The following is a 14,794-nucleotide window of genomic DNA, read 5'->3' as shown; positions in this document are numbered from 1 at the left end:
TTAAAGAACAATTTTACGAGTTACTTATTTACCCTGACACAAACTGATAACCTTTAAAAGTTTTTTATACCAGTTACTTTTTTCTTCTCCCATCACCGCGCGGTTAATACCATACGAGCCGCTCCAGCGCTGGACAGCTTAAAATAACCTGTTAAGATGCAATTTAGTGGTTACTTATTGGATCGAGAGATGAAAGAAAAAGACAGAGAGGATTTGCCTTCGGCTCCATTGCACATTGGCGATCATATAGCGCTGGATTTTCTTAACACCGTGGCGCAGGTCAATGGTCAGCCGCACGATTTCTTTCAAACCGATGAAGATGTCATTCGCTGGCTGAGCGCAGCGGGATGGTCCACAGGGAGTGCTGAGCCAGAGCGGCATAAGGGCGCATTGCTGGTGGCGGCACGTCAGCTACGCGACGTCATTCTGCACGCAGTACAGCAGCGGAAAAGAGGAGAAACGTGGCAGCCGGACGAGCTCAACCGCTTTCTGCGCAGCGCCGCCAGCCATATTGAACTGGCGCTGAGCAGCGAGGGCAGCCCTGAATACCGGCGCATATACGCTGCCGCAACGCCGGAACAGCAGCTGGGCCCCGTCGCAGAGCTGGCCGCCGATCTGCTGGTTAACGGCGATTTTTCCCTGGTGCGTGAGTGCGAGCATCCCGACTGCACGCTGTGGTTTTACGATCGCACCAAAGCGCATCGCCGCCGCTGGTGCAGCATGGCGGTATGCGGCAACCGGGCCAAAGCGGCGCGCTTCCGTCAGATGAGCCAGGGCTGACGCGCCGAAGAGCGGGTTCCTGTTGCGGCAAGAGCTGTTCAGCTTGCCGTATTGCCCAGCGGCCAGGCGCTTAGCCCCTTTATCTCTTTGAGCACGAACATGCTTTGCATCTCTTTTATGCCCGGAAGCCGACGCACTACGCCCATGGCGAAATCGGCGTAGCTGTCGAGATCGGCGGCGACCACCTGCAGCAAAAAATCGGTATCGCCGCCGATACTGTAACAGGCCACCACATTTTCCAGCGCGCTCACCTCTTGTTCAAACTTTCGCGCCTGCGCCTCGCTGTGGCTGTCGATAATGACGCGCACAAATACCATCACGTTGAGACCGATTTTTTTACGGTTGAGCACGGCGCGATAGCCCTGTATTACCTCGTCGCTCTCCAGCTTGCGCACCATTCGCCAGCAGGGTGAGGCCGACATATTGACTTTTTCCGCCAGCTCCTGATTGGTTATGCGGCCCTCCTGTTGCAGCTGCGTGAGAATTTTGATTTCTGCCTTACTTAACGCCATTGAGGGTAGCCTTTGCCTTTTTTATCTGATGGTAAGAAAGAGTCTGCCCAAATCATTCCTTTTACCTGGCCTATTCGCAAGCACTCACCCGCAATAAACGCGCATAATTTTACCTCTTGTCCGAACGGCTTTTTTCAGAGGAACCTATGCGATTCGATGCCGATCTTCACCGTTGCACCCTTATCATCGACAAAGATCTCCCGCCTGGGCTGGCGATGAATGCCGCCAGCGTCGTTGGCATTAGCTTTGGCCGCGCCATTGATAACCTGGTCGGCGCGGCGCTGCAGAGCCAGGATGGCGTGACCTTTCCCGGCGTCATCACCGCCCCGCTGCCGGTTTTGCTGGCTTCAGGAGACTATTTACGCGAGTTGCACCAGCGCAGCGCGGCAGACGAGACGCTGTTCGCCATGCCCTTTAGCGCGCTGGCGCAGTCGTGTAAAACTTATGACGAATATGAAGCGCGCATGCGCGACGCCGCCAGTCCGCAGATCGAACTGGTGGCGCTGGGACTGGCAGGGCCGAAAAAAGCGATTACCCGCCTTACGGGCAATCTTAAGCTCTATCGCTGAGCCGGATGATGACCGCAGCGCAATACGCGTCCTGCTGTGCGATTGCGTTGTCTCTGGTGAAATCCTGCTTCAGGGTGATATAAAGCGCGGCGCGATCAGCAGGCTGTCAGGAGGGGTGTTGCAGACCCGCTTTTCGTGGTGTCGACGCCATCCTGCACGCGATAACATTCTGCCCGGTAGTGGTTTACATCACGACGCGTTCGCCTTATGCAGCGTCGTCAGCACCTGGTCCAGCGCCTGCACGTCGAGCTGTCCCGGTGCGGACGCCTCGCCCAGTGTGCCAAAAGTCAGGTTGCTGCCAAACACCTCGCCCGACACACGTGTCACCGCCCCCAGCCCGCCCATTGCCATCGTCAGCAGCGGCTTGTCGCTGCGCTGGCGCATCTGCCAGGTGACGTCGGTCAGGCGGCTGACATCTTGCGGCGTCTTCGGCATCACCGCAATTTTAAGGATGTCCGCGCCGTGGGCCGCCTGCCATGACAGACGCCGCAGCATATCGGCGTTATCCGGCGTAGCCTGAAAATCGTGATAAGAGAGGATGACCGCGACATGATGCTGGTGCGCCTGCGCCACCAGCTGATCCACCGCCTGCGCGCCAATGCGCATTTCGATATCGATAAGATCGGCGAAACCTGCCTCAAGCCACTGCTGATAGAGTGCGATATAGCTGGCGTCATCTGGCGACAGGCTGCCCCCTTCGCCTTTGGTGCGCAGCGTCAGCAGCAGCGGTTTACCCTTTAGCTCGCGCCGCATTGCCTGACCGAGCTGCGTGACCTTATCGACATGAGTAGCAAAATCGAGCTTATCGACGCGCAGTTCGACCACCTGAACCTGTGGCGTTTGCGCTGCCTGACGCGCCAGCTTCAGCGCGCCCTCCTCATCGTTGCCGGTGGTAGAGACAATGATTGCCGGTTTGCCTTGCTGAATGGTGAGATTACCGACCTGTAGAGGCCGTATCGGCGAAGATGACGGTTCCGCGGCCGTTGCGGAAACCGCCATCATCATCAGTAGCGCTAAAGGTGCTTTGAGCATAAAACGTCTCCCTGTCCTGAATAAAACCCAGGGTTTAAGATCTAGCTCACACGTTTACCCGCAGCAAGAGAGCACGCGTTTATTGATGATCTACTGCGCGCGCTGCTGCTGCGGCGCCGTCAGCAGCGCCCCCTTTTTATGGAACAGCAGATAGGCGACGCTGGTCACGACCAGGCTTATCACCCAGGAGATATCTGCGCCGGGGATCAGATGCGCATAGGGTCCGGTAAAAAAGGCGTTCTCTACGAAGGGGATCTGCACCACCACGCCCCCGAAGTAGACCAGCAGCGCGTTAACGTTCACCAGCCCATAGCGACCGCCGTCCGCCTGGAAAATCGAGGGAATATCATAGCGCTGCTGCTTCACCACGTAGAAGTCGAGCAGGTTGATGACGCTCCACGGGATCAGCACGCCAATCAGCGCCCATATCAGGTTCAGGAAGAAGGAGACGAAGTTAGCCGAAGCCGCCAGCGACACCAGCACGCCGCCTACCAGCACCACCGCCGAGAACATAACGCGCACGCGCGCCGCCGGCAGCCAGGCCGGACGGAAGGTCTGCACCGCGGTAATCAGCGACAGTACCGAACCGTAGAGATTCATCGAGTTGTGGCAGATGATATTCATTAAGAACAGCACCATCAGTATCGGGCCGAGCCAGCCGGTCGCCTGACGCACCGCCGCCATCGCATCGCCCTCCCCGCCGACCAGATTCACCGCCACTACGCCGAACAAAAACGCCAGGATCGTGCCGCAGCATGCGCCAAGCCAGGTACAGATAAAGGGTCTGAATACGCCAATATTGGCGGGCAGATAGCGGGAATAGTCGGAGGTATAGGGCGAAAAGCTGATCTGCCACACCGCACAGATACAAAAGGTGGCGAACCAGCCATTCAGACTGAAGCTGCCGCGCTGCCAGAAATCTGCTGGTAAAGGATGACCGAGCATTACGAACAGACCAGTGACCAGCGCTATGCCCATCACCCAGGCACCCACCTTGTTGATATGGTGAATAAAGCGGTAGCCGACGATACCGATCAGCGTCGCCGCTACCGCGCCAAGGATCGTGGCGCTGTGGATCGGCAGCGCCGGAATAACATTATTGATGACCTTGCCGGAGAGCGTCACGTTGGAGATAAAAAAGCCGAGATAGATCGCCGTGGTGAAGCAGATCACCAGCAGCGAGCCGTAGCGACCGAACTGCGCGCGGCTCTGCACCATCTGAGGGATCCCGACGCGCGGTCCCTGCGCCGAGGTAAGCGCCAGAAACAGCCCGCCGAACAGATGACCGGCAATTATCGCCGAGAGTGCCGACAGAATATTAAGATGATACGTCTGCGTAGAGATTGCGCCGGTCACGACCGCCAGCGGCGCAATATTGGTGCAGAACCACAGGGTGAACAGGCTCCGCGCCTGACCGTGCCGCTCGTTTTCCGGCACATAGTCCACCGATTTATTTTCTATCACGTTGTTTTGAGACATTTTATCCTCCGCACTGGGGATTTTTATTTTGTGATTTGTAGGGTTCTTTACGTGAACAGCGGCAAAGCCTGGCCGGAGGCCATCATGGCCCCGGCAACAAACGGGCTTTTGGGTTAATCCTTTACGTCAGGCGCGAGGCCGATATCCGTGCGGCGCGCGCCTGCGGGTAACGCCTTCCGTGACGTCTTTTCCTGGTGTGAAAAAGGGGTTAACGCATAACGAAAGGATCGCCGATTGGCTCATCGCTGGTGCGCAGCCATACCGTTTTGGTGGTGGTAAACTCCAGCGCCGCCTCCATGCCTCCTTCACGACCGTGGCCGGAGAGGCGGTAGCCGCCAAACGGGGCCAGCGGTGACACCATGCGGTAGGTATTGATCCAGACGACGCCGCTGCGCAGCGCCCTGGTGACGCGATGCGCGCGCGCCAGGTTCTGCGTGAAGACGCCCGCCGCCAGGCCGTAGGCGGTATCGTTGGCGAGACGGATAGCGTCCGCCTCGTCGCGGAAACTCACCACCGAAAGCACCGGGCCGAACAGCTCGTTCACCACGCTGTCCGCGTGCGGCGTATCGGAGCAGTCAAGTATGGTCGGCGGGTAGTAGTAACCGGGACGGTCGATGTCATAGTGGCCGGTCAGCAGCCGCGCGCCCTGCTCCAGCGATCGGGCGACCAGCGTCTGAATACGGGTTTTCTGCTGTTGGGTGCAGAGCGGGCCGAACTGCGTCGCCATCTCCTGCGGCGCGCCGATCACGATGCGCTGGACGCGCTCAACCAGCGTTGCCAGAAAGCGTTCTTTAATGCTTTCTGCCACCAGCAGACGCGAACCGGCGACGCAGCTCTGACCAGACGCAGCGAAGATCGCCGCCACCTGCGCATTGGCCGCGCTCTCCAGATCGGCGTCGTCAAAGACGATAAACGGCGACTTGCCGCCCAGCTCCAGCGTCGTTTTACTGAGGTTTTCCGCGCTGTTGCGCACGATATGGCGCGCCGTTTCCGGGCCACCGGTAAAGGCGATATGCGCCACGTCGGGATGGGTCGTCAGTACCGTGCCGCAACTGTCGCCGAAGCCGGTGATGACGTTACAGACGCCGGGTGGAAAACCGGCTTCCGCAATCAGGCGGGCAAAAGCCAGCAGCGGCGTTGGCGCGCTTTCGGCGGCTTTGACCACCAGCGTACAGCCCGCCGCCAGCGCCGGGCCGATCTTTACGGCGGAAAGAAACAGCTGGCTGTTCCAGGGAACAATCGCCGCCACAACACCGACCGGCTCGCGACGCGTCCAGGTTTCCGTGTCAGCTTTATCAATGCTGAGCACGCGCCCTTCCATCTTGTCGGCCAGTCCCGCGTAGTAGCGGTAATACTCGGCGACGTAGGCGATCTGCGCGCGGGTTTCGCGGATAATTTTCCCGGTATCCAGCGTCTCCAGCCGCGCCAGCTCCTCCGCGTTTCGCTCGACAAGATCCGCGAGCCGCATCAGCAGTTTGCCGCGCGCCGAGGCGGTCAGGTCGCGCCATTCCGGCGCGTTAAACGCCCGCTGCGCCGCCTCAACGGCGCGGTTGACCTCTTCCGCTCGCGCTTCGGCGATAGTCGCCCACGGCTGCCCGGTGGCGGGATCCAGCGAGTCGAACGTGGCGGCCCCCGACTCAAACTGGCCATTTATAAAGAGTTTGAACGATTCCATCTCGGCACCTGTTAATGAAATTCGGGCATGACCTGGTTGATAAAGCGCGTCAGCGACGCTTTTTTGCGTTCGAACGTCATACCGCTGTCGATCCAGAGCGCAAACTCGTCATATCCCAGCGCTTCGTAATGCTTGAGGCGCGTTATCACCTCATTGGCGCTGCCGATAGCCAGGTTCTTGCGCATCGCTTCGGCGGAGTAGTAGGTGTTGGCACGGATTTCGGCATCGCTCAGCGGCTGAATCAGCCCCTGACTGACCGGGCGTTCATTTTTGAACCAGGCACCGAAGTAGTTGTAGAAGCGGTTAAGCTCTTCGGCTGCCTGCTGCGCATCCGCTTCGTTCTCTGCAACATAGCCGTGCTGGAGCAGCATGATTTTCAGCGGCTTTTCCGGTGCCAGGCGCTGGCGCGTTTCATGGAAGCACTGCGCCAGACGCACAATCTCCTCTTCACCCTGATGCAGCGGCGTGACCTGCACGTTGCAGCCGTGGGTCACGGCGAACTCATGGCTGTTGGGATCGCGCGCGGCGATCCAGATGGGCGGATGCGGCTGCTGTTTCGGCTTCGGCGACGAGGTAGAGAGCGGGAACTGCCAGAACTCGCCATCATGGGCGTAATCCCCTTCCCACAGTTTTTTCACCGCAGGCACCAGTTCTCGCATGCGCTGGCCGGCATCCCATGCGGTCAGGCCCGGCATCATGCGCTCATACTCGTAGCTGTAAGCGCCGCGTGCGATACCCAGCTCCAGACGGCCGCCGGTAATGATATCGGTCATCGCCGCCTCGCCCGCCAGGCGCAGCGGATGGTTAAAGGGCGCGATCACCGTGCCGGTGCCGAGCCGGACGTTTTTGGTACGGTTCGCCAGATCCGCCAGGTTGATTAACGGGTTCGGCGCGATGGTGAAGTTCATGCCGTGATGTTCGCCGGTCCAGATGGCGTGCATGCGGGCGCTGTCCGCCATTTCGCACAGCTCCATCATTTCCTGGTAAAGCTTATCCTGCGGCTCATCGGGCGAGATGCGTTCCATATGGATAAAGAGTGACAGTTTCATAGGGTACCCCGGTACGAGTTTCAGCTGGCGAATTGTTTTATTGAACCGTTGATTTCATCGCCGTAATAGATGCTGTAATTGCCGACGCTATTCTCTCTGACGAAGCGATTCATCAGCGATTTCAGTGCCGAATCCTTGATGGAAAGCGCAGAAATTTTTTCCAGATCCAGCCATTCGCCTTTGTTAAGCGCGACTGGCGTGCTGTCGGTAGGCAGCGCGCAGAGGAAAACAATGTGCTGCTTATTACTCTGGCGATCTTCGTAAACCGAATAGACGAAGCCAGGGCTGGCGTTGACGCCCAGATCGGCAATCAGCGCATTCAGGGTATCGCTGACGCTGCCGTCGGCGACGTGGCGTGAAGGCAGGCTGGCCGCTCCCTCTTTTTGCATCATAATCGCGTGGCCGTTGCATTCGATCAGGGCGCTGACCTCGACGCTCAGGCGGTTAATCAGTGTTTACGCGTTCTGATACGGCGTGAAATAGGCGCCGCGATAGTAGCCCAGCCCCGCAGTCGCCTGAGAGTCGAAGCCCTCTACCTTACCGATCAACAGCGCATGGTCGCCCGCGTCCACCACCTGATGCAGCGAGCAGTCGAACCAGGCGGAGCTGCCGTCCAGCAGCGGCGTGCCGTTTTCACTGGCGCGCCACTCCACCAGCGCGAAGCGATCCTCTACCTTTGAAGCGAAGATATTCGAGGTCTCTTTCTGCTGCTCCGCCAGGATATTCACCGCGAAATGAGCGCACTCGGTGAAGTTGGCGAAGTTTGCCGAACGCTTGTCGATGCTGACCAGCAGCAGCGCTGGATCGAGCGACACCGAGGTAAAAGAGTTAGCGGTAAAGCCTATCGGCTGACCCGCTTTGTCACGGCTGGTCACAACGGTGACGCCCGTCATAAAGGCGCCGAACGCGTCGCGCAGCTGTCTGCGTTTATCTGTCTGCATGAGAAACTCCTGCCACTGTGTTGATCTGTTTTCCCGCCGCGACGGGCGCGGTTAAAAAGGCCATCATCTCCTGACTGACACGATCCGCGTCCGTCAGATTCACCATATGGCGCGCGTTGGCGATAATCACCGCCTGCCCAAACGGAGCTGCGTCAGCCATAGCGCGCGCCATCTGCGGATTCGAATTCGCATCCAGTTCGCCGGTCAGCACCAGCACCGGACACTGCATTTCATCCCAGCGATCGGCGTACACCTCGTCGCCGCTGGCGAACGCCTGATAGGCGGCGGCATAGCCCTGAAGATTGACCTGCTGCAGCCACTCGCCGACGCGCTCGCGCAGCGCCATCTCGCGCTCGTCGTCGCCGAACCAGCGCGCCAGCGGCGAGTCAAGCTGGGCATCGCCCGCCGCCAGTTCCTGAGCGCGCTGCAATACCGCCTGGCGCGCCGCGTCGCTGCGGCGATAGACGCCGCTCATAACGATGGCGTGGCTCACTTGTTCCGGATGATCGATCGCCAGCCCGGCGGTAATCAGCGCGCCCATCGAATGCCCCGCGACTGCAAAGTGCGACTCCGGGCGCTGGTTCAGGAATTCGGCCAGCCAGGCAACATAGTCCGGCAGCGCGACAGGTCGGCTGAACGCCTCGCTCTCGCCGTGGCCAGGCATATCGACCGCAATCACCCGGAAGTGCGCGCTCAGCGTCTCAATCTGCGGAAACCAGGATTCAGCATTCATGCCGACGCCGTGGATCAGCACCAGCGGCGCGCCTTTTCCAGCTTCGAGATAGCTGACGCGCATCTGGCTGTTACACAGCAGCTGGGTTTTGCGCATCATGGCCTAACTCTTTCAGGTCGGAGTAACGGTTGCCGATACGATGATGCGGGCGGCCTCCCAGCGCTGCGCCCAGCGCGATAACGATCTCGTCGTAGCGCGGCGCGTCGCCGATATTGAACTGCATGGTCAGGTAGTGTTCGCGGCTGCCTTCGTCGTTTTTGTGCATCATTGGGATCAGCACGGGGGTATTGGCCGGACCGCGCGTATTATTGAAAGCCAGGTAGCTTTTGCTCTGCACCGCGCTGCGATAGTGGTTGCCGAAATGCAGCGTATGGATCAGCGCGGAAGCGTGCTCCAGTTCGCCGTCCAACCCCACCACGGCGCTTTTGCCGAAGGCCTCCACGTTTTCGCCGCTGCCCGCTTCTTTCAGGATCAGACGGGTAAGCAGCTCGCCCAACACCGGCGCAAACTCACGGATTTGCGGGGCGAGATCTTCAACGTAGCCCTGACCGGCCCAGGGGTTTTTCACCACAGCGGCGGCGGCGATCATGACCAGCGGCTTAGCGGCGGCTTTGCCGCCGTCAACGTACAGCGTTTCGGTGGTCACCAGCGTTTTACGAATGGCGGGATGCATAGTCCTCTCCTGAAAGTTAACGAATTGCTAAATGAATGTTTCGGGAGTGGTATAGCACTGGAGAAAACAACATGTCAAAATATGGTATACCATCATACGACATATCGAAATTGTGCCATCAGTATCAGGGTTAACCCTTTCATTGTGTTGATTTTCAAATATATTTTTAGAGGGGATGTTTTTGCCGCTTTTGCAGCCTGCTCGTCAGCACAGGCGAAGTGGGAACGCGAAAAAGCCCAGCGCTTCAAGGCATTGCACGCTGGCAACCACAGCGAGGCACTATTTTTAAGCAGAGTGCAAAAGTGTGAGGCAGGCCGAATTAAGGATGTCGGGGCTTATCCGCAAGCGCGGCGCGGTCATTGCGCATCCCGATTGTTCAGTGTTAATAGTAAGTCACATCAGGGCGCAGCCGGACCCGCGTCAGGTTTCATTATTTAATTGAATACAGAGGGATTTGATGGTTGATAACCATTCTCTGAGAATTGAAAACGCGCCGGTCACACTGCGCGAACTGGCGCTGAAAAAAGTGCGTCAGGCGATTATCGCCGGTTATTTCAAGGCCGGCGATCGGCTGGTGGAGCGTCAGCTTACCGAGCAGCTCGGCGTCAGCCGCAGCGTGGTGCGGGAGGTTATCCGCTATCTGGAAGCAGAAGGCCTGATAGAGATCCTGCCGAAAAAAGGGCCGATAGTGGCGCTGTTGACGTGGGAGATCGCCGAACAGATTTACAACATTCGTCTGCTGCTGGAACAGGAAGCGGCTTTTGACTGCGCGCAGCGCGCCACGGACGCCGATAAGGCGCTGTTACGCCAGCAGCTGCAGCAGATTGCGCAGGCGTCACGGGAGCATGACGATATCAAACGCGTCGAGGCGTCGCAGGCCTTTTACGAAACCCTGTTTAGCGTGGCGAACCACACCATCGCCTGGGAGATCGTGCAGCGCATGAACAGCCGGATCAGCCGCCTTCGCGCCCTGACGCTTGCCTGGCCGGAGCGCGAAATGGCGGGTTTTGAGCGCATGTCGCGCATCTGTCAGGCGATCGAGCAGAACGATGCGCCGCGTGCCAAACAGGCGGTCTATGAGCATCTCACCGAAGCCGCCAGCCTGGCGAAGCAGATCCTTTCTCAACCGGAGTAAAACATGGCCGCATACTGGATTGCGCACGTTACTATTCACGATCCAACGCAATATCAGCACTACATGGCGCTGGCACCCGCCGCATTTCAGCAGTTCAATGCGCGTTTCCTGGCGCGCGGCGGCGAAGCGACGGCGCTGGAAGGCGCAACCTTTCAGAAGCATGTGTTAATCGAGTTCGATGACTATCAGAGCGCGCTCGCCTGCTACCACTCCGAAGCCTACCAGCGCGCCCGCGCTGAACGCGCCAGCGTGGCGGAGGCGATGATCACTATTGTCGATGGACTTTAGCGCGCGCCGCTGGCGGCCAGGCATAAAAAAACCGGTCAGCGACCGGTTTTTTTGTTTACAGCGGCAACGATCAGGCGGCAACGCCTTTCGGCTGCGTGGCGATATGTCCCGCCCACAGGCTGGCGACCCATTTCACCCCTTTCGCGGTAAAGCGCGCCTGCGAAAACGCATGCTGGTTTTCCCCAACGCCTGAGCGCAGCGTAAAGTAACCCGCCTGCATATGATGGTGCTGCGGCGTCAGCGTGCCTTTGTCGCGGTACATGATATTGCGCTCCAGCAGGAACTGGCGAAACTCCGGCTCTTTCACTTTCAGCATTTTGCACAGCTGGCGAAAGCCGAGCGAATCGGTCACCTCGACAAACCGATCAAAAAATTCCGCCTTTGGGGCTGAGAGCGCCAGTTGCTCTTCCGCGGCGCGGCGCTGCTCGAACTGCTCCGCCCAGGCGCGTGCCGCCTCGGCAGGATTGGTAAAGTCAGGCAGATGCGCCACTTTTTCTCGCTCCTGCCATTTGTCCAGCAGATCGGCGGTAAAGCCCGGCGACAGGCGCGCTACGGCTAACAGCGAGTCGCGCTTGTTCAGGCAAAACTCCTGACGCATCTCTCCTTCATGCTCGTAAAGGTTGATCGTCACCGGCTGTGAAAGCCGCTGCGCGGTTTCCAGGCTTTTGATCAAACGTTTTACTTCGCCGTGCGTGATGCCTGTCAGTCTGGCGATTTCACGGCTGCTCATCAGGACAGAAGCGTTGAGAGCAGAAAGATTTTCAGTAGAGAACATCATCAGCGTCACCTCATGCAAACGTACCCAGCCGTTCGGGCTGTTGAATAAGTATACAGGATACTGTTGTTATATCCAGTATTTTTTTTAAGCGTTTTTCTAACGGTTTGCCGTCTCGCCTGATTGCGCAACAGCCGCCGCGCTTGCTTAACCCGTATCTGCGGCCAGGCTTAAAACATCCCCGCCTGCCACGCCAGGCGCGCCTGTAATGTCGGGGAAGCGTGCGCCGCTGGCGTGGAGTCCCGTGTTGCGTCATGGCGACCGGCACACTCATCAAGAAAGGACGTTGTTATGAGAGCACTGACCTATCATGGCCCGCACCAGGTTCGCGTTGAAACCGTTCCCGATCCTGTCCTGCAGGAGCCAGACGATATTATTTTGCGCGTTACGGCCACAGCGATTTGCGGCTCTGACCTGCACCTCTATCGCGGCAAAATTCCCGGCACCGATCATGGCGATATTTTCGGCCATGAATTTATGGGCGAAGTGGTTGAGGCGGGGGCGGCAGTGACCAGCGTCGCCGTTGGCGATCGCGTCGTCGTGCCTTTCGTTATCGCCTGCGGCGACTGTTTTTACTGCCATCTGCATCAGTATGCCGCCTGCGAAACCACCAACAGCGGTCGCGGCGCCATCCTGAATAAAAAGAATATTACGCCGCCAGCGGCGCTGTTCGGCTTCAGCAATCTATACGGCGGCGTGCCTGGCGGTCAGGCGGAGTATGTGCGGGTGCCGAAAGCTAACGTCGGCCCGTTTAAAGTGCCGCTGGCGCTGCCGGATGATAAAGTGCTGTTTCTTTCCGACATCCTCCCGACCGCCTGGCAGGCGGTGCAGAACGCTGGCCTGGACAAAGGCTCCAGCGTCGCAATTTTCGGCGCGGGGCCGGTCGGGCTGTTGAGCGCCGCCTGCGCGCGCCTGGTCGGCGCGGAAGAGATTTTTATGATCGACCATAACAACTACCGGCTGGAGTTCGCCCGTCAGCGTTACGGCGTCACGCCTATTAACTTTGACGATATCGACGATCCGGCCGCGTGGATCATCGAACACACCAAAAATCATCGCGGCGTAGACGCGGTAATCGACGCCGTCGGCTTTGAAGCCAAAGGCAGCCTGACCGAAACGGTGCTAAGCAACCTGAAGCTGGAAGGCAGCAGCGGCAAAGCCTTGCGCCAGTGTATCGCTGCGGTCAGACGCGGCGGCGTGGTGAGCGTGCCGGGCGTCTATGCTGGCTTTATTCATGGCTTTATGTTTGGCGACGCCTTTGATAAAGGGCTGACCTTCAAGATGGGACAAACGCACGTGCAGGCTTATCTGCCGCGCCTGCTATCGCTGATCGAACAGGGTCTGCTGACGCCGGAAGAGATTGTCACGCACCATATGCCGCTTGAAGACGCGGCGCACGGCTATGAGATCTTTGAGAAGCGCAAGGATGATTGCCGCAAGGTTATTCTGGTGCCGGGCATGGCGTCGCAGCGCGCCGCCAGCTAAACAGGTCGTCCAGGCTGCCACAGGCAGCCTGGCGGCAGTTAACGCACGATACCTTCATCGCTGTCGTTTAGCTCCGGCAGCGAAATCTCGCGCGACGGCGCATTATCCAGACGGTCGCCATATTCGCCGCGCACATCCGGCAGGCTGGTGAACTGCCCGTCAACAAACAAAAAGCTCAGATGCTGCGCAACATCTTCTAGCATTTCGTCAGCTTCATTCTCTGTGGTGCCCTTCGCATCCTTGCCGTCAAGCTGCCAGCGAAGCTTACCGCCAACCTGCTCCGCGCCGCCGATATCGACCACATGGCCGTCAATATTCTCTACCAGCAGGCGAGACTGGCAGTAATAAAGTAAGTAAGGCATCAGGTCACGCTTATTTTCAGGCATTTCTTCTCCTGCGGCAGACTATTTCTGCAGTTAAAAATGGAAATAATAACGTAGCGCATAGATCGCCCAGTAAACGGCGTTTGCGGCCAGATAAGCCCAGCATCCCCAATAAGCGACAGGTTCACGTTTGGTACGAAGTTTGGGCAAGAAAGCCAGCAGGTAACCAGCAGCGGCGATAAGCGAAACGAAATAGAAAAACTTCATCTTCCCTCCTGAAAGTCATTTATTTAATAGAAGGATAGTCACTTTTCAGGGGTAATTCCTGGCGAAGAGGAGAAATAGATTTTAGCCAGCCGCCCTGCGCTTCGTTTAACAGCCGATCGCATCACAAATAAAGGGTAAATCGCGATTCAGCTTATTTTTACGACATCGCTTTACTGAGAGTTTTAACCTGTCGCCATCCACCTTTACGACCACGCTTTTATCCATCGCGGCGATACCTGTTACTTTTTATGCGGAATTAAAACGCGGCCGGAGATAGAGCTATGCTTAACAGCGGAGGTAATGACTATGTGTGGACGCTTTGCGCAATATCGCAGCCGGAACGCCTATTTTGACGCACTCGGCATTGAAGACGACGAACTGATTTACGACCCCGAACCTGTCGCTCGCTACAACGTCGCGCCAGGCACCCGCGTGCTGTTGCTTAATATGCGTGACGAACATCTCCATCTCGATCCGGTTTTCTGGGGTTACGGCCCGGAATGGTGGCATAAACAGCCGCTGATTAATGCGCGCAGCGAAACCGCGCCGACCGGGCGCATGTTTAAGCCGCTGTGGCACCATGGCCGCGCGGTTGTACCGGCCGACGGCTGGTTTGAATGGAAAAAAGAGGGTGACCGCAAACAGCCCTATTTTATCTATCACCAGCAGCAAGAGCCGCTTTTCTTCGCCGCCATTGGTAAAGCGCCCTTCGATAAAGATCACGGCCATGAGGGCTTTGTCATCGTTACCGCGGCCAGCAACAAAGGCATGGTGGATATTCACGACCGCCGCCCGCTGGTGCTGCGCCCTGATGCGGTAGAAGAGTGGCTGAGCGCGGACACCTCCCCGGAGCGTGCGCAACAAGTCGCGGAAGAAGCGGCGCTGCCTGAGAAGGCGTTTCGCTGGCATCCGGTGACGAAAAAGGTGGGGAATATCCATAATCAGGGCGAGGAGATGATTGAGGAGACGGCCGAAGCGGGATAGCCGCCTTGTCACGCTTCGTTAAGAATCAGATGATCTCAACGCGGGACGGAAAAAGGGGATTGCAGTACACTTAAGCCCCTTTTTTTCGCAGCAG

At 58.0% G+C, this 14,794-nt stretch carries 18 protein-coding genes; 6 read left to right on the top strand and 12 right to left on the bottom strand.

What is annotated here, in order from left to right:
- Positions 1 to 189: 189 nt before the first annotated feature.
- Complete coding sequence (locus tag EKL29_RS16210) at positions 190 to 780, top strand: ABATE domain-containing protein (RefSeq protein ID WP_126690195.1); 591 nt, start codon at positions 190 to 192, stop codon at positions 778 to 780.
- Between the two features lie 38 nt (positions 781 to 818).
- Here EKL29_RS16210 and EKL29_RS16205 read toward each other — a convergent pair whose 3' ends face one another.
- A complete protein-coding gene (locus EKL29_RS16205; protein ID WP_126690194.1) occupies positions 819 to 1,292 on the bottom strand; it encodes an Lrp/AsnC family transcriptional regulator in 474 nt (157 codons plus the stop codon).
- Between the two features lie 146 nt (positions 1,293 to 1,438).
- On the opposite strand from EKL29_RS16205, the gene EKL29_RS16200 reads away from it, so the two are divergent.
- A complete protein-coding gene (locus EKL29_RS16200) occupies positions 1,439 to 1,861 on the top strand; it encodes a DUF2000 domain-containing protein (RefSeq protein WP_120456086.1) in 423 nt (140 codons plus the stop codon).
- A 189-nt stretch (positions 1,862 to 2,050) separates the two neighbouring features.
- Here EKL29_RS16200 and aroD read toward each other — a convergent pair whose 3' ends face one another.
- The 8 genes from aroD to EKL29_RS16165 form a co-directional block, all read right to left on the bottom strand.
- The gene (gene aroD / locus EKL29_RS16195) at positions 2,051 to 2,893 is read right to left on the bottom strand and encodes a type I 3-dehydroquinate dehydratase (RefSeq protein ID WP_205685233.1); all 843 of its coding nucleotides are present in this window, start codon (positions 2,891 to 2,893) and stop codon (positions 2,051 to 2,053) included.
- 90 nt (positions 2,894 to 2,983) lie between these two features.
- Positions 2,984 to 4,372: a cytosine permease gene (locus tag EKL29_RS16190; RefSeq protein WP_126690193.1), complete on the bottom strand. Its 1,389-nt coding sequence runs from the start codon at positions 4,370 to 4,372 to the stop codon at positions 2,984 to 2,986.
- Positions 4,373 to 4,580: 208 nt separating this feature from the next.
- On the bottom strand, positions 4,581 to 6,047 hold the full coding sequence (locus EKL29_RS16185) for an aldehyde dehydrogenase (protein ID WP_126690192.1): 1,467 nt from the start codon (positions 6,045 to 6,047) through the stop codon (positions 4,581 to 4,583).
- A gap of 11 nt (positions 6,048 to 6,058) precedes the next feature.
- Complete coding sequence (locus tag EKL29_RS16180) at positions 6,059 to 7,096, bottom strand: LLM class flavin-dependent oxidoreductase (protein WP_120456081.1); 1,038 nt, start codon at positions 7,094 to 7,096, stop codon at positions 6,059 to 6,061.
- 20 nt (positions 7,097 to 7,116) lie between these two features.
- On the bottom strand, positions 7,117 to 7,488 hold the full coding sequence (locus EKL29_RS23365; protein WP_311779036.1) for a hypothetical protein: 372 nt from the start codon (positions 7,486 to 7,488) through the stop codon (positions 7,117 to 7,119).
- A gap of 63 nt (positions 7,489 to 7,551) precedes the next feature.
- Positions 7,552 to 8,037 (bottom strand): flavin reductase family protein, encoded by a 486-nt coding sequence (locus tag EKL29_RS23360; RefSeq protein ID WP_311779035.1) that lies wholly within the window; start codon positions 8,035 to 8,037, stop codon positions 7,552 to 7,554.
- Positions 8,024 to 8,869, bottom strand: coding sequence for an alpha/beta fold hydrolase (locus EKL29_RS16170; RefSeq protein ID WP_126690191.1), 846 nt, complete (start codon positions 8,867 to 8,869; stop codon positions 8,024 to 8,026). Before EKL29_RS16170 ends, EKL29_RS23360 begins: the two co-directional genes overlap by 14 nt.
- Entirely contained in the window at positions 8,841 to 9,443 is a 603-nt protein-coding gene (locus EKL29_RS16165) for an amino acid synthesis family protein (protein WP_120456075.1), read from the bottom strand. The genes EKL29_RS16170 and EKL29_RS16165 overlap by 29 nt, the downstream gene beginning before the upstream one ends.
- A 457-nt stretch (positions 9,444 to 9,900) precedes the next feature.
- On the opposite strand from EKL29_RS16165, the gene EKL29_RS16160 reads away from it, so the two are divergent.
- Both EKL29_RS16160 and EKL29_RS16155 read left to right on the top strand, forming a co-directional pair.
- Positions 9,901 to 10,578, top strand: a complete 678-nt coding sequence (locus EKL29_RS16160) for a GntR family transcriptional regulator (RefSeq protein ID WP_120456071.1) — start codon at positions 9,901 to 9,903, stop codon at positions 10,576 to 10,578.
- 3 nt (positions 10,579 to 10,581) lie between these two features.
- Positions 10,582 to 10,866 (top strand): DUF1330 domain-containing protein, encoded by a 285-nt coding sequence (locus EKL29_RS16155; protein ID WP_120456069.1) that lies wholly within the window; start codon positions 10,582 to 10,584, stop codon positions 10,864 to 10,866.
- A 70-nt stretch (positions 10,867 to 10,936) separates the two neighbouring features.
- Here EKL29_RS16155 and EKL29_RS16150 read toward each other — a convergent pair whose 3' ends face one another.
- Entirely contained in the window at positions 10,937 to 11,644 is a 708-nt protein-coding gene (locus tag EKL29_RS16150) for a phage antirepressor KilAC domain-containing protein (RefSeq protein ID WP_167456976.1), read from the bottom strand.
- Between the two features lie 288 nt (positions 11,645 to 11,932).
- Between EKL29_RS16150 and EKL29_RS16145 the strand changes: the two genes are divergently transcribed.
- Positions 11,933 to 13,126 carry a zinc-dependent alcohol dehydrogenase gene (locus tag EKL29_RS16145; RefSeq protein WP_120456067.1) on the top strand — a complete coding sequence of 398 codons (1,194 nt, stop codon included), beginning with the start codon at positions 11,933 to 11,935 and terminating at the stop codon, positions 13,124 to 13,126.
- A 38-nt stretch (positions 13,127 to 13,164) separates the two neighbouring features.
- Here EKL29_RS16145 and EKL29_RS16140 read toward each other — a convergent pair whose 3' ends face one another.
- Both EKL29_RS16140 and EKL29_RS23355 read right to left on the bottom strand, forming a co-directional pair.
- A complete protein-coding gene (locus EKL29_RS16140) occupies positions 13,165 to 13,512 on the bottom strand; it encodes a hypothetical protein (protein ID WP_120456064.1) in 348 nt (115 codons plus the stop codon).
- Between the two features lie 30 nt (positions 13,513 to 13,542).
- Positions 13,543 to 13,716 (bottom strand): hypothetical protein, encoded by a 174-nt coding sequence (locus EKL29_RS23355; RefSeq protein ID WP_167456975.1) that lies wholly within the window; start codon positions 13,714 to 13,716, stop codon positions 13,543 to 13,545.
- A gap of 306 nt (positions 13,717 to 14,022) precedes the next feature.
- On the opposite strand from EKL29_RS23355, the gene EKL29_RS16135 reads away from it, so the two are divergent.
- The gene (locus tag EKL29_RS16135) at positions 14,023 to 14,700 is read left to right on the top strand and encodes an SOS response-associated peptidase family protein (protein WP_126690223.1); all 678 of its coding nucleotides are present in this window, start codon (positions 14,023 to 14,025) and stop codon (positions 14,698 to 14,700) included.
- The last annotated feature ends 94 nt before the right edge of the window (positions 14,701 to 14,794 follow it).

The organism is Pantoea sp. YU22 (genome assembly GCF_003970755.1).
In the GTDB taxonomy this organism is placed as follows: Bacteria; Pseudomonadota; Gammaproteobacteria; order Enterobacterales; family Enterobacteriaceae; genus Pantoea; species Pantoea piersonii.
The sequence above is the reverse complement of the archived record's forward strand: the minus strand, read 5'-3'. Positions and strand labels throughout refer to the sequence as shown.